19 protein-coding genes are annotated in these 18,706 nt (G+C 66.5%); 6 read left to right on the forward strand and 13 right to left on the reverse strand.

Features of this window, described 5'->3' with window-relative positions:
- Positions 1-5: 5 nt before the first annotated feature.
- On the reverse strand, positions 6-2,150 hold the full coding sequence (locus ACYVGK_RS00610) for a hypothetical protein (RefSeq protein ID WP_460731287.1): 2,145 nt from the start codon (positions 2,148-2,150) through the stop codon (positions 6-8).
- A 398-nt stretch (positions 2,151-2,548) separates the two neighbouring features.
- Here ACYVGK_RS00610 and ACYVGK_RS00615 point away from each other — a divergent pair, with 398 nt between their 5' ends.
- Positions 2,549-2,908: a helix-turn-helix domain-containing protein gene (locus ACYVGK_RS00615; protein ID WP_460731288.1), complete on the forward strand. Its 360-nt coding sequence runs from the start codon at positions 2,549-2,551 to the stop codon at positions 2,906-2,908.
- 60 nt (positions 2,909-2,968) lie between these two features.
- On the opposite strand, the gene ACYVGK_RS00620 is transcribed toward ACYVGK_RS00615, so the two are convergent.
- The 4 genes from ACYVGK_RS00620 to glnA all read right to left on the reverse strand — a co-directional run bounded on the left by ACYVGK_RS00620 (position 2,969) and on the right by glnA (position 7,631).
- Complete coding sequence (locus ACYVGK_RS00620) at positions 2,969-4,453, reverse strand: ammonium transporter (protein WP_460731289.1); 1,485 nt, start codon at positions 4,451-4,453, stop codon at positions 2,969-2,971.
- A 20-nt stretch (positions 4,454-4,473) separates the two neighbouring features.
- A complete protein-coding gene (locus ACYVGK_RS00625; protein WP_460731290.1) occupies positions 4,474-4,812 on the reverse strand; it encodes a P-II family nitrogen regulator in 339 nt (112 codons plus the stop codon).
- Between the two features lie 37 nt (positions 4,813-4,849).
- Entirely contained in the window at positions 4,850-5,611 is a 762-nt protein-coding gene (locus ACYVGK_RS00630) for a TorF family putative porin (RefSeq protein ID WP_460731291.1), read from the reverse strand.
- 610 nt (positions 5,612-6,221) lie between these two features.
- Positions 6,222-7,631 (reverse strand): type I glutamate--ammonia ligase, encoded by a 1,410-nt coding sequence (gene glnA, locus ACYVGK_RS00635; RefSeq protein WP_460731292.1) that lies wholly within the window; start codon positions 7,629-7,631, stop codon positions 6,222-6,224.
- Positions 7,632-7,950: 319 nt separating this feature from the next.
- Between glnA and ACYVGK_RS00640 the strand changes: the two genes are divergently transcribed.
- Both ACYVGK_RS00640 and ACYVGK_RS00645 read left to right on the forward strand, forming a co-directional pair.
- Positions 7,951-8,760: an undecaprenyl-diphosphate phosphatase gene (locus tag ACYVGK_RS00640; RefSeq protein ID WP_460731293.1), complete on the forward strand. Its 810-nt coding sequence runs from the start codon at positions 7,951-7,953 to the stop codon at positions 8,758-8,760.
- Between the two features lie 57 nt (positions 8,761-8,817).
- Positions 8,818-9,624, forward strand: coding sequence for a DUF4377 domain-containing protein (locus ACYVGK_RS00645; RefSeq protein ID WP_460731294.1), 807 nt, complete (start codon positions 8,818-8,820; stop codon positions 9,622-9,624).
- Between the two features lie 99 nt (positions 9,625-9,723).
- Here the strand turns inward: ACYVGK_RS00645 and ACYVGK_RS00650 are convergent, their stop codons facing one another.
- The 8 genes from ACYVGK_RS00650 to ACYVGK_RS00685 form a co-directional block, all read right to left on the reverse strand.
- Positions 9,724-10,335, reverse strand: a complete 612-nt coding sequence (locus ACYVGK_RS00650; RefSeq protein WP_460731295.1) for a YbhB/YbcL family Raf kinase inhibitor-like protein — start codon at positions 10,333-10,335, stop codon at positions 9,724-9,726.
- 83 nt (positions 10,336-10,418) lie between these two features.
- Positions 10,419-12,485, reverse strand: coding sequence for a tetratricopeptide repeat protein (locus tag ACYVGK_RS00655; RefSeq protein WP_460731296.1), 2,067 nt, complete (start codon positions 12,483-12,485; stop codon positions 10,419-10,421).
- Between the two features lie 80 nt (positions 12,486-12,565).
- Positions 12,566-13,582, reverse strand: coding sequence for a YheT family hydrolase (locus ACYVGK_RS00660; RefSeq protein ID WP_460732410.1), 1,017 nt, complete (start codon positions 13,580-13,582; stop codon positions 12,566-12,568).
- A 133-nt stretch (positions 13,583-13,715) separates the two neighbouring features.
- Positions 13,716-14,519 carry a lysophospholipid acyltransferase family protein gene (locus ACYVGK_RS00665; protein WP_460731297.1) on the reverse strand — a complete coding sequence of 268 codons (804 nt, stop codon included), beginning with the start codon at positions 14,517-14,519 and terminating at the stop codon, positions 13,716-13,718.
- A 149-nt stretch (positions 14,520-14,668) separates the two neighbouring features.
- Positions 14,669-15,118 (reverse strand): hotdog fold thioesterase, encoded by a 450-nt coding sequence (locus ACYVGK_RS00670; protein ID WP_460731298.1) that lies wholly within the window; start codon positions 15,116-15,118, stop codon positions 14,669-14,671.
- 172 nt (positions 15,119-15,290) lie between these two features.
- Entirely contained in the window at positions 15,291-15,503 is a 213-nt protein-coding gene (locus ACYVGK_RS00675) for a hypothetical protein (protein ID WP_460731299.1), read from the reverse strand.
- 52 nt (positions 15,504-15,555) lie between these two features.
- On the reverse strand, positions 15,556-15,756 hold the full coding sequence (locus tag ACYVGK_RS00680) for a hypothetical protein (protein ID WP_460731300.1): 201 nt from the start codon (positions 15,754-15,756) through the stop codon (positions 15,556-15,558).
- A 218-nt stretch (positions 15,757-15,974) separates the two neighbouring features.
- Positions 15,975-16,640 (reverse strand): glutathione S-transferase family protein, encoded by a 666-nt coding sequence (locus tag ACYVGK_RS00685; protein ID WP_460731301.1) that lies wholly within the window; start codon positions 16,638-16,640, stop codon positions 15,975-15,977.
- 207 nt (positions 16,641-16,847) lie between these two features.
- Between ACYVGK_RS00685 and queF the strand changes: the two genes are divergently transcribed.
- The 3 genes from queF (at position 16,848) to ACYVGK_RS00700 (ending at position 18,625) form a co-directional block, all read left to right on the forward strand.
- Complete coding sequence (queF, locus tag ACYVGK_RS00690) at positions 16,848-17,660, forward strand: NADPH-dependent 7-cyano-7-deazaguanine reductase QueF (protein WP_460731302.1); 813 nt, start codon at positions 16,848-16,850, stop codon at positions 17,658-17,660.
- 83 nt (positions 17,661-17,743) lie between these two features.
- Positions 17,744-18,064, forward strand: coding sequence for a LysM peptidoglycan-binding domain-containing protein (locus ACYVGK_RS00695; RefSeq protein WP_460731303.1), 321 nt, complete (start codon positions 17,744-17,746; stop codon positions 18,062-18,064).
- A gap of 57 nt (positions 18,065-18,121) precedes the next feature.
- Positions 18,122-18,625, forward strand: a complete 504-nt coding sequence (locus tag ACYVGK_RS00700; RefSeq protein WP_460731304.1) for a hypothetical protein — start codon at positions 18,122-18,124, stop codon at positions 18,623-18,625.
- Positions 18,626-18,706: the final 81 nt, after the last annotated feature.

The raw sequence follows: 18,706 nt of genomic DNA on the forward strand, positions 1-18,706 counted from the left end.
CGGCGTCAGTACGCCGCCGGGTTGGCGCTGAACGTCACGGGTACGTTGATCGTCGCCTGCCCCCCGGCAGTGAGGTCGACGGTCAGACTGATGCTCTGATCACCTGCGGATCCGCCGCTGGCAGCGCTGCAACTGCCCGCAGTCGCGTTGCAGGTCCAAGGTCCGAACAGCGTCGCGCCATTGGGCAAGGTGTCGCTTACCGTTGCGCCGGTGACCGCATCGGGTCCCGCGTTCGACACAGTGATCACATAGGTCGCGCTTGCGCCCGGCGTGTACGTGGACGAGCCATCGCTCTTGTTGATGCTGAGATCGGCCTGGCGCAGGCGGTTGGTGATGCGACAGGTGATGGTGACCGGCGCTGCACTCAGCGCCGGCGCGGTCACGGCGAACGTGGGTCCGCTGCCGGAGCTGATCGCGTTGTTGTCCTGGTCGGTGCAGGCCCAGGTGATCACGTACGGCGTCAGCGTGGTGGCGGTGCCGGCGGCTTCGGCAAGGTCGTAGCTGCCGCCGGGCGTGGTGATCACGTTGCCGGTGTTGCCGCCGTCACCGACGTTGGTCGCCGATGCGAGCACGGTCGCGCCCTGGCTGATGCTGAGGTTGAACACTCCCGGATTCGATGCCGGCTGCAGGATCTTGGTCAGCGTCAGCACCGCCGCGCACGATTGGCCGATGCCTTCGACGCTGAACACCGCTTCGCCGATGCCGATACCGAGCAGCTCCAGCAGGTTGTCGACCACGCCGCCGAGCAACGCATTGAATGCCGGCTGCAGCACGGTGTTGGCCTGGCTCTGCAGCTGGGTCTCGATCGTGTTGACGATGTTGTTGATGATCGGGACCAGCGCCGGCGGCACCGCGATCGGCACACCCAGCAGCGTCACGGTCGGCGTACCGCTGGTGACCTGCAGATCCAGGTTGTTGAGCAAATCGACGATCAAGGTGCCGGCGCTCACCGTGCCGCTATCCGCGGTGCGCGTCTGCGGCCACGGCGCATTGACGGTGAAGGTTTCCAGCCCGGGTGCGCCGGTGGCCGCCGCACGCACGGTGACGGTCAGCGGCACCTGCGCATGCACGAGACCGACACCGGCGATGCTGGTGTCGAAGCCGAGATTCATCGTGGTCAGCTGCGTCGGCGTCACCACCGCATCGGTGATCACCTGCGAGCGGTTGAAGAACACGGCGTCGGCGATCGTGCCGACGTACAGCCCGACCAGACCCGGTCGCGCTTCGAACGTCACCGCGCTGTTGACCAGATCGATCGCGGTGATCGTGCCTTCCGCCCGCGCGACGTCGGCGTAGACCTGCAGCTTGAGCACGTTCTGGGTCAGCGTGACATTGCTCAGGCCGCCGAGTGCGTTGATCGCACTGATCACCGGCGCCAGCGAAAAGCCGCCCACCAGATCGGTGTTTTCCTTGATGCGGATCGCGGCGCTGTGGAAGGACGTGCCTTCCGGGCCGCAGGTGTAGACCGGCGGCTCGACCACCTGCAGCCACAGCTGCGTGTTGGCCAATCCGCTCAGGCCCAGCGCGGCCGTGTTGACCGTCACCGGCGTCGGCGTGGTCAGGACGTTCCTGAAGTTGTACAGCTGCACCGCGCCGGTGATCAGATCGAGCACGTCGAGATCGACATCCGCGAGCGCGCCTGGCGGCAGCGAGATCTGCAACAGATCGCCGAGCTTGTAGGTGCCGCTCAGACCCGGTGCGCTGAGCGGCAGCAGGTTGAGTGCGTTGGCTGCCGCGGTATTGCCGTCCGCGGCCAGCACCTGCGCCATCGCCAGCTGCAGTTGCGCGAGGGTGATGTTGGCGTTGAGGACCTGGCTTGGATCGCTCAGGCTCAGGTTCGTGCCGAGCTGGGTGATCAGCGCATTGAGGTTGATGTCGGCGCCGGCGAGGCCATTCCAGTCGAGCACGGTCAGGTTGACGGTCGTGCCCGGCAGCAGGGACGAGAACAGCAGGTTGAGCACCGGCCCCTGCGTGCTGTCCACCGACACCAGGCGCGGCCCGGCGGCGATGCACGCGCCTTCGGTACAGCCGTTCTGGGCCTGGACCGGCCCCGCGGCCGCCAGCGCCAGTCCGGCACCGCAGACCACGATCCATGCAGCACGCAGCAGCAGCCGTTGCGCTTGCGCGCAAGCCTGACCAATCTGTCCCATCGCCCTTCCCCCGTGTTCGTACCGCTCAGTGCCGCCGGCACGCTCCTGCGCTTCGTTTCCCCGGCACTCCACAGTCGTCGCCGAAAGGCGATTCCTTCACCCCACGGCGTGCATCACCGCCATTTCCGCAACAGGAGGACACTTGCGTAGCGCACGACCCAATCTCAGTCTGGTGGTCGATGCGCTTCCCTCTGCGGCTTGCGTTTAGCTAAACGGGGGCGTGAAAGGACGGCAATGAGGAAAAGTCCTAGAGGGGGGGTTAGGCTGACTACCCCCATGCAAACACTGGCTCCTAATGCAGCGGGATTGATAGGAGTGTTAGTGATACTTAGCGATGTGAAGACAAAATCGCTTACAGGTAAGTATCGATAACGGAATCTGCAGTTGGGAGGTCAGCGATGCTCTCGATGTCGAGTCGGATCCGGCGGGCGCGTTCCGCCGCCAAGCTGTCGCAGGCGCAGCTGGCGGGCCTGACCGGCGTGAAACGCAGCGCCGTGGCGCAATGGGAACGGACCGAATGCACGACGCCCAGCGTCGATCACCTGGCCCAGATCGCGGTCTCGACCGGGGTCCAGTTCGAATGGCTTGCAACCGGACGCGGGCCGGCATTGCCGAGCGGACAGGAGTTCGAGTTCGCCGCCGAGATCCATGACTTCGCCCAGGACGAAACCGAGAGCCGCATCCTCGGTTACGTGCGGCGGATGTCGCCGCGCAAGCGCGACCTGGCCTGTCTGATCCTGGAAGCACTGACCAGCTAGCGTCGGCGCTACACACGACAACAGCCCGGTGTTCGCCGGGCTGTTGTGTGTTCACCATGCTCAGTGCTCGTACGCGGTTTCGCCGTGCGAGGAGATGTCCAGACCTTCGCGTTCGGCTTCCTCGCTCACACGCAGGCCGACGGTGTACTTCACGATCAGGAACGCGATCAGCGCGACCGTACCCGACAACGCGACCGTCACCAGCACGCCCTGTAGCTGGATCCAGACCTGGCCGAGAATGTCGTAGTCGGGCAACGCGGTCTCGGTGACGTAGTCCCAGATGCCGCTACCGCCCAGGCTGGGCGCGGCGAACACGCCGGTCAGCAATGCACCGAGAATGCCGCCGAGGCCATGCACGCCGAACACATCGAGCGCGTCGTCGGCGCCCAGCAGCCGCTTCAATCCGGTAACGCCCCACAGGCACACCAGCCCCGCGAGCGCACCGATGATCAGCGCGCCGCACAGCCCGACGAAACCGGCCGCCGGCGTGATCGCCACCAGCCCCGCGACCGCACCCGACGCGGCACCTAGCATCGACGGCTTGCCCTTGCCGATCCATTCCGCGGTGGTCCAGCCCAACACCGCCGCCGCCGTCGCGAGGAAAGTGTTGACGAAGGCCTGCGCGGCGACGGCATTGGCTTCCAGCGCAGAGCCCGCGTTGAAGCCGAACCAGCCGAACCACAGGATCGACGCACCGACCATGGTCTGGGTGAGGTTGTGCGGCTTGATCGCCTCGCGGCCGTAACCAATGCGTCTACCGGTGAGATACGCGCCCACCAAGCCGGCGACCGCCGCGTTGATGTGGACCACCGTACCACCGGCGAAGTCGAGCGCGCCCTTGGCGAACAGGAAGCCCGATTGCGCGAGCACGCCCGGCACGACGGCGTTGCTGGTGAACGCATCTGGCCCGGGGAAGAACCACACCATGTGCGCCATCGGCGCGTAGGCGAAGGTGAACCACAGCGCGGTGAACAGCATTACCCCGGCGAACTTCACCCGTTCGGCGAAGGCACCGACGATCAGCGCGCAGGTGATGCAGGCGAACGCGCCCTGGAACACGAAGAACACCAGCTCCGGAATGACCACGCCCTTGGTGAAGGTCGCCGCCATCGCGCTTGCGGTCAGCCCCTTCGCGAATACCCGGTCGAAGTCGCCGATGAAGGCATTGCCCGGCGTGAAGGCGAGCGAGTAGCCGTACAACGTCCACAACACCGCCACCAGCGAGAACACCAGCAGGCATTGCATCAGCACCGATAGCACGTTCTTGCTGCGTACCAGGCCGCCATAAAACAGCGCGAGCCCTGGCAGGGTCATGAAGATGACGAGCGCCGAACACACCAGCAGCCACGCGGTGTCGCCTTTGTTGGCAACGGGAGCGGCGGTTTGCTGTGCAAACGCCGAGCCGGACAACAACAACGCAAGCCACGCGTAGTGCCGGGCCTGTCCGGCACGCTTTTGCCTGGTCGTGTGCGGATGGAACAGCGTGCCAAGCAGGCTCGGCACTACAGGCCCGCGAGTGCGGGCTTCGATCGATTTCGTATTCATGTCGAATCTCGCTTTGCGGGTTAGAGGGCGTCGTCGTCGAGTTCGCCGGTGCGGATGCGCACCGTGCGCTCGAGTGCTTGTACGAAAATCTTGCCGTCGCCGACCTTGCCGGTCCGCGCGGCATTCGCGAGCGCTTCCAGCGCCGCATCGAGCGATGCTTCGGTGACTGCGCACTCCACCTTGAGCTTGGGCAGGAAGTCGACGACGTATTCGGCGCCGCGGTACAGCTCGGTGTGGCCCTTCTGTCGACCGAAGCCTTTGACTTCGGTGACGGTGATGCCCGACACGCCGACTTCGGTGAGCGCTTCACGCACCTCGTCGAGCTTGAACGGGCGAATGATCGCGGTGATCAGTTTCATCGATCGGCTCCCATGGGTTTCCAGTGCACGTGTTTGATCAGAACGCCTTGGTCAGCGTCAGCACGACGCTGTCTTCGGCGAGGAAATGCCCGTAGGCGTTGGTGTAGGTGGCCTCGTCGGCGTCGGTGTCCGCATAGGCGAGCGCAGCCGAGAATCCATTCGCGAACGTCCGGGTGACGCCCAGCTTCCAGTCGGCGTATTCGGCGAAGTCGTTGTGCGCGACCCACTGCTTGCCGCCGTGCGCGTTGAGCGTCCAGCCCGGCACGAATTCCCAATTGGCGTTGAGGTCGAGATAGCCGCTGCCGTCGGAGTCGGCGTAACCGAACAGATCGGTTACGGCGTACGAGTACTTCGCACCGAACGTGGTGTTGGCGTACGGCCCGGCAGTGAGGCCGGCATAGAGTTCGCCGGTGTTGGCGCTGTTGAAGCCGGAAGGAAAATCGCCCGGATACCAGTAGTACAACGCGCCCACGTCGTAGTTGAGCTTGTCGCCCAGCTTGCCGCGGTAGCCACCGTAGGCATCGAGCTCGAGACTGCTCGATACCGGCACGCCGGCCGCGCTGAGATCCGACAACCAGCTGATGTTGCTGCCCCAGCTGCCGACATAAAAGCCGTTGGCGCTGGCGTATTCCAGGCCCGCCTGCACCGCGGGTTCCTGATCGGTCTGCGATACGCCACGGAACAGGTAATCGCTGGTGAGCGACACCGAGCCGATGGTGCCTGCGTGCGCGTCACTCACGATGACGAGCAGCAGGCCAATGGCGATGGATGAAACAACGGCGTTGAAACGATGCGTCATGACTTAAGGCCTCTGATAGTTGGCCCCTCCCCGGTCAGGTGCTTCGTCTTGCGTTGTGGCGTTACTGCTGCGCGGTGTGCGCGTCGCGCGCGTCCTCGCGACCGTTCCTGGGCACGCATGTGCCCGACGCCGTCTGTGCGGCGTTGTTGTCACGGTTGCGATGGAGATTGCGAAGCGACGGGGACCGTGCGTCCCGCGCAGGGCTCGCCGCGACGGGTGATGCGCGCTCGCAGGGTGGGCCGCGAGGCGGAACGATGCGCTCGCTTGATGCGAGGCGAAGCTCGGGCGTGCAGGGAGTGCCGCAGGCCGGAGCGGGCATGCGTTGCGCGGGGAATGGCCGCGCAGCGATGTGAGGCGGAGTGTTGCTTGCGCCTTCTCCCTTCGAATTCGAAGGGAGACAGGCTTTTTGCCCCTCCCCTTTGCGCGCAGCGCAAGGGGGAGGTTGGGAGGGGGTGCTCTTGCTGTTGCTACTGCGGTTGCCTAGCGCAGGAGCAACAGCAAGAGCGGCTCGCGCCTGCGGCGCTTGCACCCCTCCCCAACCCTCCCCTGCGCTACGCGCAAGGGAGGGAGTGCTGCAGCTTCGCCGCGTTCGCAGCGAAGCCCCTACACCTTAGATCGTGTAGTACATCTGGTATTCGAGCGGATGCGTCGCCGCGCGGAACTTGGTGACTTCCTGCATCTTCAGCGCGATGTAGCCGTCGATGAAGTCGTCGGTGAACACGCCACCGGCCTTGAGGAACTCGCGGTCCTTGTCCAGCGCTTCCAGGGCCTGATCCAGCGAGTGGCACACGGTCGGGATGTTCTTCTCTTCTTCCGGCGGCAGGTCGTACAGGTCCTTGTCGCTCGGTGCGCCCGGATCGATCTGGTTCTTGATGCCGTCCAGGCCGGCCATCATCAGCGCGGCGAAGGTCAGGTAGCCGGTGTTCATCGGATCGGGGAAACGGATCTCGATGCGGCGAGCCTTCGGGTTGGCCACGTACGGGATGCGGCACGAAGCCGAGCGGTTCGACGCCGAGTAGGCCAGCATCACCGGCGCTTCATAACCCGGCACCAGACGCTTGTACGAGTTGGTGGTCGAGTTGGTGAACGCGTTGATCGCGCGGGCGTGCTTGAAGATGCCGCCGATGTACCACAGCGCCATCTGCGACAGACCGCCGTAGCCGTCGCCGGAGAACAGGTTCTTGCCGTCCTTCGCGAGCGACTGGTGCACGTGCATGCCGCTGCCGTTGTCGCCGACGATCGGCTTGGGCATGAACGTCGCGGTCTTGCCGTTGCGGTGCGCGACGTTCTTGATGATGTACTTCATCGTCAGCAGCTCGTCGGCCTTCTGCACCAGCGTGTTGAACTTGGTGCCGATTTCGCACTGGCCGGCGTTGGCCACTTCGTGGTGGTGCACTTCGACTTCGATGCCGACCGCTTCCAGCGCCTTGCACATCTCGGCGCGGATGTCGTGCAGCGAGTCCAGCGGAGCGACCGGGAAGTAGCCGCCCTTCACCATCGGACGGTAGCCGGTGTTGCCGCCGTCGTATTCGCGGCCCGAATTCCAATGCGCTTCTTCCGAATCGATGTGGAAGAAGGTGTGGCCCATTTCATTGGCGAAACGGACGCTGTCGAAGATGAAGAATTCCGGTTCCGGACCGAAGAAGGCCTGGTCGGCGATGCCCGACGCCTTGAGGTGGGCCTCGGCGCGCTTGGCGACGCCGCGCGGATCGCGCGAGTAGGCCTGCATGGTGGCCGGGTCGAGGATGTCGCAGGTCAGGACCAGGGTCGGATCGGCAGTGAACGGATCCAGGAAGGCGGTAGCCGGGTCGGGCAGCAGCACCATGTCGGACTGGTGGATGCCCTTCCAGCCGGCGATCGAGGAGCCGTCGAACATCTTGCCGTCTTCGAACAGGCCGGGTTCGACGATCGACTTGGGGAAGGTCACGTGGTGCTGCACGCCGCGCAGGTCGGCGAAGCGCAGGTCGACGAATTCGACCTTGTGATCCTTGATGAGTTTTTCGACGTGTTCGATGGACATGGCGGCTCCGGGGACAGATCTGAGAGGCTGGACTGGAAGGGGGCTGGTGGCCCGTCGGCAACTACTAAAGCAAGCGGCGTGCCAATTCTTCTCGCGCCGCAACTCATTGTTTTTCAAGCAATAGCGAAATCGGCGCCGATCTGATTGCATCAAATTGGGGCGCTCGTCGCGAAACTGCACTTATTTGGTGCGCTGTCGCGTGGGCTATGCTTGCCGCCCTCGCGGCGCAAAGCCTAGTCCTTTCGTCGCGCTTCTTGGTTGCACAACGCGGCCGCCGGTTTCCGACCGGCGCCACCATGTCCGGATTCCGCACTTCCCCATGATCGATCTGCTCCACGCCCTGCTGCTCGGCATCATCGAAGGCATCACCGAGTTCCTGCCGATCTCCAGCACCGGCCATCTGCTGATCGCCGAGCGCTGGCTCGGCCATCGCAGCGACCTGTTCAACGTAGCGATCCAGGCCGGGGCGATCCTCGCCGTGGTGCTGATCTACCGCCAGCGTCTGTGGCAGCTGGCCACGCAGTTCTTCACCGAACACGAGAGCCGCGACTACGCCGCCAAGCTGGCGATGGCCTTCGGCATCACCGCGGTGCTGGGCCTGGCGATGAAGAAGCTCGGCTTCCAGCTGCCCGAGACGGTCACGCCGATCGCCTGGGCGCTGATCATCGGCGCGGCGTGGATGGTCGCCGCCGAATACTTTGCCGGGTTGCGCGCCACCGCCCTGGGCGAACGCACGACGATCACCTGGTCCGTCGCGATCCTGGTCGGCCTGGCGCAGGTGGTCGCGGGTGCGTTCCCGGGCACTTCGCGCTCGGCCGCGACGATCTTCGTCGCCCTGCTTGCCGGCACCACTAGCCGCGCGGCGGCGACCGAATTCGCCTTCCTGGTCGGGATTCCGACCATGTTTGCCGCCACCGGCTATGAGCTGATCGAGATGGTCGGCACCGGCGGAGCCGCTAATGAGGACTGGGCCGCGCTCGGTGTCGCCTTCGCCGCCTCCGCCATCACCGCGTTTGTCGCGGTGAAGTGGCTGCTGCACTACATCCAGCGCCATCGCTTCACCGTGTTCGCGTTGTATCGCCTGGTGCTCGGCATCGCGCTGCTGGCGCTGGTGCCGGCGGGTCAGTAACGACACCCGCCGCGCGTTGGCGGTATCGTCGCCGGCAGTCCACAGGGAGTGACCGGCATGATTGCTACGCGCATTGCCATCGCCGTACTGGTTATCGCGCTGACCGCATGCAGCACGGCGCCCGGTAGCGGCGATGAGGCCAACACGACCACGCCATCCGCCGCGGCGGCGACACCGGCAATTGCACTCGACGCGTATCACTGGGATCTGGCCCGCGCGATCGATCCGCACGGCCAGGCCATCGCCGCGCTGCAGCCTTCCGGCAAGGCCCCATTGCGGCTGGATTTCGTGCAGAACCGCCTCGCCATCAGCGGCGGCTGCAATCGCATCGGCGGCAGTTACTCCCGGGCGAACACCACGCTGCAGGTGGGCCCATTGATGCAGACCGAGATGGCCTGCGTGGACCGTTCACTGATGGAGCTCGATGCGGCTATCGCCGCGCGCCTGCAAGGCAGTCTGCAGACGCAACTGCATGCCGGCGACCCGCCGCAGCTGCAACTGGTCGCCGCCAATGGCGACACCCTGATGTTTACCGGCATGCCCACACCGCAAACGCGCTACGGCAGCGCGGGCACCACGGTGTTCTTCGAAGTCGCGCCGCAGCGCGTGCCCTGCTCGCATCCACTGATTCCCAACATGCAGTGCCTGCAGGTACGCGAACGCAGTTATGCCGCCAACGGCACACTTGCCTCGCAAGGCGAGTGGCAACCGCTGTACCAGGAGATCGAGGGCTACACGCACGCGCCGGGCACCCGCAACGTGCTACGGGTGAAGAGGTTCAACGTGAAGAATCCGCCTGCAGACGCCTCATCGGTGGCGTATGTGCTGGATCTGGTCGTGGAGTCGGAACTGGTCCGCCCGTAAGGCGGTCATGCGCTTTGTAGAGCCGAGCTTGCTCGGCTGCCTTTTGTTCGCGGTCAAACCGAAGAGCAGCGGAGCAAGCTCCGCTCTACAAAGACGCGGTCAGTCTTTGACGGACGGGTTGAGCGAATAGGTGCCGTAGATGGAGGCTTCGCCGAGCACATGGCCGTGCATCGCCTGCAGCACATCGCCGGCGGTGAAGCGCTCGGGCAGGTCTAGCCTGGCCACATCCAGCGCAAACACGCGGAAGAAATAGCGATGCAGGCGCAGGTCGTGCGGCGGTGGGAACGGGCCGTCGTAGCCGCGCCAGTCGCCACGCATGTCGGCGTCATTGGCGAACCAGCCGGTGTAATCGTTGAGGCCCTGGCGACTGCCGCCGGGTCCATTCGGCGCAGCCTTGCCATGCGGCACGACGCCGTCGCTGCAACTGGCAGCGGCGAGTTCGCGCACGTCGGCGGGAATGTCGACTATCAGCCAATGGGTGAAGTCAGTGCGTGGCTGCTCCACCGGGATCTGCGCGGGGCTGATGTCGGTGGGCGCATCCGGATCGATGCACAGCAGCGCGAACGACTGCGTGCCCGCCGGCGCTTCGCTCCAGGCCAGGTGCGGATTGCGATTGGGTGCAAAACCGCAACCGTCCACCGTCGGTTGGCCCGCGGCGAATTCGGCGGGGATGCGCTGGCGGTGCTGGAAGCTGTCGCTGTGGATCTTCATGGTCGGCTCCATTCCTTGTGGTCCTTGAAGACGACGGCGATCCACCTCGCGGGGATCGCCGCTATCGATGCGCGGTGTCGCGATCAGGTCTCGGAATAGCCTAGCCGCACCGCGACCGGCGTCAGCACGGCGAAGGCGGCTGCCAACGGTTCGGCGTAGGCGCGCCAGTGGCCCGGAGCGAACTGCCAGCGGCCCAGCGTCGGCAACGCCGGCAGCTGGACGTTCAACGCCTGGCTGAGGGTCGCGGCGAGGGCGGCCGGGTCGTAGGCCAGTTCATCGAGCTTGAGCAGCTGGGCCGGGAACAGGTTGCCTTCGACGAGATCTGCGATCTGGGTCAGCACGGCCGCCAGCCACTGCGCGGCGATCTCGGGCGACTCGATCGCGAAGCGATGCGGCGAATCATGCGCAAGCCAGTCCAGCAGCATGTCGCGCGGATCGCGCAACGCGAACATCAGCATCGCTTCAGGCAGGTGCGGGCGCAGCGCATGCAGCAGTGCGTTGTCCCACCACAGCAGCCAGTCGAAGACCGGGCCCTGGGTGGCACCTCGGCTGGGCAGCGTGGCGCGCCACTGGTTGACCAGGAAACCGCCATCGAGGCTGCCGTCGAGCAATTCCTGCGCGGTGCCGTAACGCTGCAGTGCGTCGTGCGGCGGCCGGATGCTGTAGCGGTCGGTGCACACCGGGGCACCGGCATATTCGAAGTTCGAAACGATGCGGTCGACCAGCGATCCGGGCGGGCCCCACAGCCACAGCACACCCGGCGTAGCTTCCGGCAGCGGCGCCATCGGCGGCAGTTCGCCCAGCGACTCGGTCAGCGGCGGCAGCGGCAGATGCTCGCTGGCGACTTCGGCATGCAGGCTCGTCCAGGCGGCAGCGGCGCCGGTGATGTCACCGGCCGCGTCTAAGCAGCGACCCAGCAGCTGGGTCAGGACCTGGCGCGAATCATCGGCTCCGGCGCGCTCCAGCAGATCGCGCACGCGCGCCACGGCCGCGGTCGGTTCGGTACGCAGCAGGCGATCGATGATGCGCAGCTCGGCTTCTGCATGGCCCGGCTCAATCGCCACGATCTGGTAAGCGATGGCATCGGCGTCTTCGGTTTCGCCGGCCTGGTCGTGGATGACCGCGCGCGCCTGCAGCGCAGGAATATGGTCGGGGCGGGCTTCCATCCAGCGCTCCACGATGCCGAGTGCCGACGGACCGGCGAATGGTTCGAACACCAGGCGCGCGCGCCACAGGTTGTCTTCATCCGCGTTCGACGCCAGCGCCGCATCCAGCGCCGCTCGGGCCTCATCAGCGGCATTGAGGCGGCGCCAGGCTTCCACCACCGCGCGCAGCGTGCGCAGGTCGCGCGGCATCGCAGCGAAGGCGGCCTTGAGCGGCTCCAGCGCGCGTTCGTTGCGACCGGCTTCGAGTTCGAGTTCGCCGATCACGCGCTGCAGCCCCGGAGTGACGCGATGGCTTTGCAGCAGCGGCGCGGCTTCGTCGGCGGCTTCGGCCGCGCGACCCTGGCGGCGCACGACGTCCGCGATCAGCGCGCGCAGCGGCACCGAGTCGGGTTGCGTTTCCAGCTGCTTGCGGAAGCATTGTTCGGCAAACGCGAAGTGGCCCTTGGCGATGTAGGCGAAGCCGAGTGCGTTGTGCAGCGAGGCATCTTCGGGGGCCTGCTGCGCGGCGCGCGACAGCACGGCTAGCGCGTGATCCGCATCGCCGCGGCGCAGCGCGACCATGCCCTGGATGCAGGCGACCTGCGGATGCGACGGCGCGATGCGCGCGGCGAGGCGTCCGACGCGGTCGGCCTCATCGATGTCGCCGCGACTGAGCGCGAGCTGGCCCTGGATGACGTAGGCCGCGAACTGGTTGGGGTCCAGGCCCACGGCCGTGGCCAGTGCCGCCTGGGCCTCGTCCAGTTCATGCCGGCCGACCAGCAGCGCGGCGCGCTCCACGTGCAGGCCGGAGTCGTCGGGCGCCAGTTCCAGCGCGGCCTCGACCGCCTGCAGCGCCGCAGCGCGATCACCACTCATTTGCAGGGCCGCGCCGAGCAGGCGGTGGGCCGTCGCATCGTTCGGATTGGCGGTTACCGCTTCGCGGGCGGCGGACAGCGCTTCGGCGGCGGCGCCGCGGCGCAGCGCGTCGATCAGGGTCTCGTACATGGGCTGACTACGGAAATTGCAGGAAGTCGGCGATTGTATGCCGCGCCGGCCCCCTGCGCCGCCGCTCCCGGGCGGCGCGCTCAGGCTGCTTCGGACTGGGCCGCCAAGGCTGCCGTGGTCGCGGCCAGCCGCTGCGCCACCCAGCGTTCGGCGAAGCCGTCCAGGCGCGCGTTTTCCAGGAAGCCGCAGTGCCCGCCCCAGGGCGCGATTTCCAGGCGCGCGCTAGACGGGAGCTGCAGCTGGTTGAACCCCTCCAGCGGGATCACCGGGTCATCCGCGGCCATCAGGATGCTGACCGGAACCTGCAGCCCGGCGAGGCGGTTGCCGGCGATCGAGTAGCCGTCGAAATAGCGGTCCAGCGTGCCGAAGTCGGTATGCCGCTCGACCATCCACTGGGTCAGCGGACGCATGCGCAGTCCGAGCACTTGGTTGTCGAAGGCATGCACGTGCGGGAACAGTTCGCGCTTGCGCGCCAGCGAGGCCCGCCACTTGCGCTCGAAATACCACAGGTAGGCCGGCAGGCCTTGCTCCATCGACTCCATGGTCCGGGCCGGATCCAGCACCGGACACACCGCGGCCACGTGCGCGATGTCCAGGCCCGCGTCCGGTGCGCGCAGCGCCAGGCGCAGGGCGAAGTTGCCGCCGAGCGAATAGCCGGCGACCACCAGGGGTCGCTGCGGAAAGCGCCAGGCCACGTCGCGCGCCGCATGCACCACTTCGTCGATGCGGTTGGAGTGGAACAGGCCTTCGTTGAGGTGGTGGGTGTTGCCGTGGTCGCGGAAATTCAGCCGGAACACCTCGAAGCCGCAGCCCAGCAGCTGCGCCGCGGTCAGGCGCATGTAGCTGGAATCGGCGCTGCCTTCCCAGCCGTGCAGCAACAGCGCCAGCCCGCGCGAGCGCATGCCGGGCACCGCGCTGTGCAGGCCCTGCAGGCGCACGCCGTCGCCGCCGTCGATCAGGTGTTCGGTGGTGACCGCATTACAGGCCTGCAGCAGGCGCTCGCCACGGCGCCGTCGCAACGTGCTGCTGCCGAAGAACGACTGGATATGCGCGTTGCGCAGCCAGCGCGGCGGTTGGTAGTCGGCGGCGGTCAGCATCGGGTCGGTCGACATAACGGCAGTCAGCATCGTAGCCCCCTGTCGGCGAGACGCGATCGCCGCACCGGATCACGTGGCCGACGCATCGGCGCCGGCTTATCTGGGTAAACGCATTCGGCGTGGCGGTACGACCTCAACCGGCCATCGCCGCGATGATCCGGCTGCGTGCCAGCTCGGCGATGCGACGCCGGCCTTCCGCGTCGCCCGGGGCGATCGGCTCGAGGAAATGCACTTCGGCCATGCGCGCGGGTTCGCCGAGCAGGCGCACGAAGTTGGCGAAAAAGCTCTCGCGCGGCTGGAACGCGACGATGTGCTGCGCGCTGCCACCCTCGCCGTAGCGCAGCGCCACCGGCTGCACCGGCACCCCGGCCTCAACCGCGGCCAGGAAGATGCGCGCGTGGAACGGGCCGATCTCGCGGCCGCCGCGGGTGCCGCCTTCGGGAAACACACCGACGCTGCGGCCGTCGCGCAGGCGCGAGAGCATCTCGTGCAGTACGCCCCCCAACGATTCGGTGCTGCCGCGTGCGTGGAAGATGGTTTCACCGCGCTGCGCCAACCAGCCCACCACCGGCCAGCTCTGGATCTCGCGCTTGGCGACGAAGCCCATCATGCGCTGGCTGTGCAGCGTCTCGATGTCGATCCAGCTGACGTGGTTGGCGACGAACATCGCCGCACCCGGCAGCGGCGTGCCGACGCGGCGCAGGCGGAAGCCGAACACCCGCATCAGTCCGGCCGACCAGGCGCGGATCACGCGGTGTTCCAGCGATTCACCGCCCCAGCGCAGGCGCGCGGTGAGCGGCGTGGTCAGCAGCATCGCCAACGGCAGATCGATCAGCACGTGCCAGGCCAGCAGCGGCAGGCGGTACAGATAACGACAGGTGCGCGCCAGGCGCGCCGAGGACGCGTCGGCGCCGAGTGTGGAGGACGGCGCGGTCATGAAGGAACGATACAGATTGGCGCGGCAATACGGGAGTCAATGTTGGCGTGTTCAGCCATTTGGACTGGTCATGGGCGCAAAAACGCGATTGCGCCGCCCATGATTCTTCACGGTCGTGCGCACGACGCGAGCCGCGCTGCGGCTTCCAGTCAGCCGCGGGCGACCACTGCCAACGTCAACCGCGAGATGCATACCAGGCGTCCGGCTTGATCCTCGATGCGTATTTCCCACACCTGCGTACTCGCACCGACATGCAGCGGCCTTGCCGTGCCGGTGACGATGCCATCGCGCGCACCGCGCAGGTGGTTGGCGTTGATTTCGATCCCGACCACGCCCTTCCCCTCCGGCGCGCACAGTCCACCGGCGGTGCTGCCCAAGGTCTCGGCGAGCAGGACCGAGGCGCCGCCGTGAAGCAGGCCGTAGGGCTGCTTGGTGTTGGCGTTGACCGGCATGGTGCCGCGCAGGTAATCGGGGCCGAGTTCGGTGAACTCGATGCCCAGCGGGATCATCGCCGTGTCCTTGGACAGGGCATTCAGATCGGCCAGGGAGACATCGCGGCGGAACAGCGCGCGGACAGGAGGCGGGGCGGATTCATTCATCGCGCGGACGATACACGCGTCGACAACATCCCCGAACCGGTGCACGACTGAATGCGTTACCGGCCGGCACGCGGCGAGAGAAGTCGCCTGCGCACCGGCCGGGCGCACCCACGGGGAACTGGATTTCCTTGAGGAGCTGCCGCGCTTGGGGGTTACGCGGCAGCGCAAAGACTCAGGCGCAACGGAACAGCGGGGCGAAGCCGTTGCTGGTGTAGCGGCGGTCGCGGCCATAGCCGCTGCTGTTGCCATAGCCGACACCGAAATCGCGGTCGCGGTGCACATGGCGGATGGGAGCGGCCTGCGCGGCGCCTGCGGCGGCCACGGCGACGGCGGCCGGGAAATTGTTGCGGAGGGAAGCGGGGGCTTCGACAAAACGGGTGTTCATGACGATCTCCTCGGGGCGGCAGGGGTGGCACGCCACCGGAGTGGGGTGCGTGTTACGCGCAGCGGAACAGGGGCTCAAACCCGCTGTTGGAATAGCGGCGGTTGCTGTTGTAACCGCTGCTGTTGCCATAGCCGACGCCGAAGTCGCGTTCGCGATGCAGGTGACGGACCTGGGCAGAGTCGGTGGACTGGGTAGCCGGGGCGGACTTCTGGTTGTTGTCCTGGCGGCGGGGTTCGAAGGTGCGGACGTTCATGGTGGTTTCCTCGTGGCGGGTGGGTGTGCCTTGGTGTGTTGGTAAAGTACAACACCGCATCTACCAATCACCTGTGCCGGAAGTCACCCCACCGACGACCTACTCCGGGCGGTGGGACCGACTCAAGCGGAACTCCCTGATTCAGATGCTTTTTTGCGCTGGACCGTTGCCGTGACTGATGGCCTAGGCCCGGTCGTCTCCCCCAACCGGGGGAGCTCTCAGGCCGGTTCGGCGGCCGGTGTGGGCGTGCCGAGCTCCCGGCTGGAGTACGGATCGATCGAATACGGGTGCATTTCGGCCAGGAATCCCGGCTGGGCCTGCACCCGCGCGATCCAGGCGCGCAGGTTGGGATAGGCCTGCAGGTCGAAGCCGGCCTCGTCGGCCCGGCTGGCGTAGGCGAACAAGGCGATGTCAGCGATGCCATAGGCCCCGGCAATGAAGTCGCGGGTACCCAGCTCGCGCTCGAGGATCTCCAGCGCTGTGCGCCCGGCGCCGCGCTTGAGTTCGACCAGGGCCGCGGGCCGGCGCGGCAGCTTGCCGGTCAACGCCCAGTGGCGCAGCGCGCCGATCTGGCTTTCCACGCGCTCCTGCTCGAAGGACAGCCACTGCCAGACCTTGGCGCGTGCGAACGGATCGTCCGGCAGGTACGGCGTGCCTTGCGCGAGGTACATCAGGATCGCGTTGGATTCGGCGAGGACGCGGCCGTCCTCGAATTCGAGCGCGGGCACGGTGCCGGTCGGGCTGATCGTGCGATAGGCGTCGCTCCGGCCCTCCCCCTCGAAGATGCTGACCAAGCGGGTGCGGTATGGCCGCTGCAGATGCGCAAGCAGTTGGCGCACCTTCCAGGCGTTTTGCGAAGGCAGGTAGTCGTAGAGGGTGAACATGGGCGGTCCGGTGTCGGCTGTGGTGGTGGAACCCAGTGTCGGCAGGCGCGGCGCGGGGCGATATCCGATTCCTGCGCTACGGGCGAAGCGAGGAACCGCCTTTCCGCGCCTGCTATGGAAGGCACCGCTATTCGCCACGGTCGGCCGCTGGCGCGGCATTGGGTCTGTCGCTTCTATGACTCACTCGCGGGCCGGTAAAATCGCGGAATGACTTCGCAAGACTTGCCGCTCGGTCGCCACGTCGACTACCCGCGCGAATACGACGCCGCCCTGCTGTTCCCGATTCCGCGTGCGCTGGGGCGCGGCCATATCGGCATCGACGAGACCGCCCTGCCCTTCATCGGGTTGGATCGCTGGCATGCGTACGAGTTGAGCTGGCTCGATGCGCTCGGCAAGCCGCGCGCGGCGACGGCGACGTTCGAAGTGCCGGCCGATTCCCCGCATTTGATCGAATCCAAATCGCTCAAGCTCTATCTGAACTCCTTCAACGCAACCCGCTTCGATAGCGACGCTGCGGTGCGCGAGCGCATCGCCGTCGATCTGTCGCTCGCGGCGGGCGCAACGGTGTCGGTGGTGTTCGGCCTGCCGCCAATCGACGACAGCAATGCCGGCGAATCGATCGACGAGGAGAACGTGGCGATCGATCGCTACGGTCCACCCGACGCCGACCTGCTCGCCGTGGATGTCACACGCGTGCTCGAAGAAACCCTGAGCAGCGCGTTGCTCAAGTCCAATTGCCCGGTCACCGGCCAGCCCGACTGGGCACGCGTGACGATCCGGTATCGCGGCCCGCGCTTGGATCGCGCCGCGCTGCTCCGCTATCTGGTCTCGTTCCGCGACCACGCCGAATTCCACGAGCAGTGCGTGGAACGCATCTTCGGCGACCTGCTCGCACGCGCGACGCCGCAGGCGTTGTCGGTGGAGGCGCGCTACACCCGGCGCGGCGGCCTCGATATCAATCCCTGGCGTGCCACCGCGGGCATGGCGCGGCCGAGCGCAGGTCGAGACGAGCGGCAATAGCAGCGGCACAGCCGCCATATTTCCTTAACAACTGGCATGCCAACGTTGCGCGGTCGACACGACCCTGGGGAGGAGACCCCGCAATGAGCAACGAGAAGAAACCCGACTTTTCGGACGTCAAGAGCGGCTCCAGCAGCACCGAGCAAAGCCGCCCCGACTTCTCCGACGTGCGCTCCGGCGCGTCATCGACCGAGCAGATCACCGGCGGTAGCGGTGGCACCGGCGGCGCTGGCGAAACCAGCTACACGGTGGCAAAGGGCGACACGCTGTCGCACATCGCGCAGCGGCACTACGGCAAGGCCAGCAAGTGGCACGCGATCTTCGAAGCCAATCGCGACCAGATCGACGATCCCGACAAGATTTTTCCCGGCCAGGTACTCAAGCTCCCGGCGCTCGACGACTGAGCATCGCCGCTGCGCTCAAGACCTCTCCGCATACGACACCGCACAAGGAACGCACGCATGAATCGCACTCGCCTCTCCGCCGTCCTGCTGGTCGCCGCGCTCGGCGCCGTCGCCCTGGCTGGCTGCAAGAAGAAGGAAGAAACCGCTCCGGTCGCGGCCACGCCGCCGCCGGCGGCCACTATGCCGGCTCCGGCTCCGGCCCCCGCACCGATGCCGGCCACCGCTTCGGTCACCAGCGTCGATCTCGGTAATGCGGTCGGCGCCGACATGAAGATCGCCACGCCGATGACCACCTTCGGGCCGAAGGACACGATCTATGTCGCGATCGGCACCAACACCAGCGATCCGGCCGCGAGCGTGCCGGGCAAGCTGGGCGTGAAGTGGACCCACGTCGACAGCAACCAGACCGTCAACGAAGAAAGCCGCGACGCCACCCTGACCGGCGCCGGCAGCACCGAATTCCACATCGCCAAGCCGTCGGGCTGGCCAACCGGCAAGTACAAGGTCGAAGTCTCGCTCGACGGCAACGTCGTGCAGTCGCGCGACTTCGAGGTCAAATAGACCGAATCGCCTCTCTCCACCCCGGTATCGGGGCTGGGCAAGCCGGGCGCGACTTCATCGTCGCGCCCTTTTTTTATCCGT

The sequence above is a fragment of the Lysobacter tyrosinilyticus genome, from assembly GCF_054779815.1.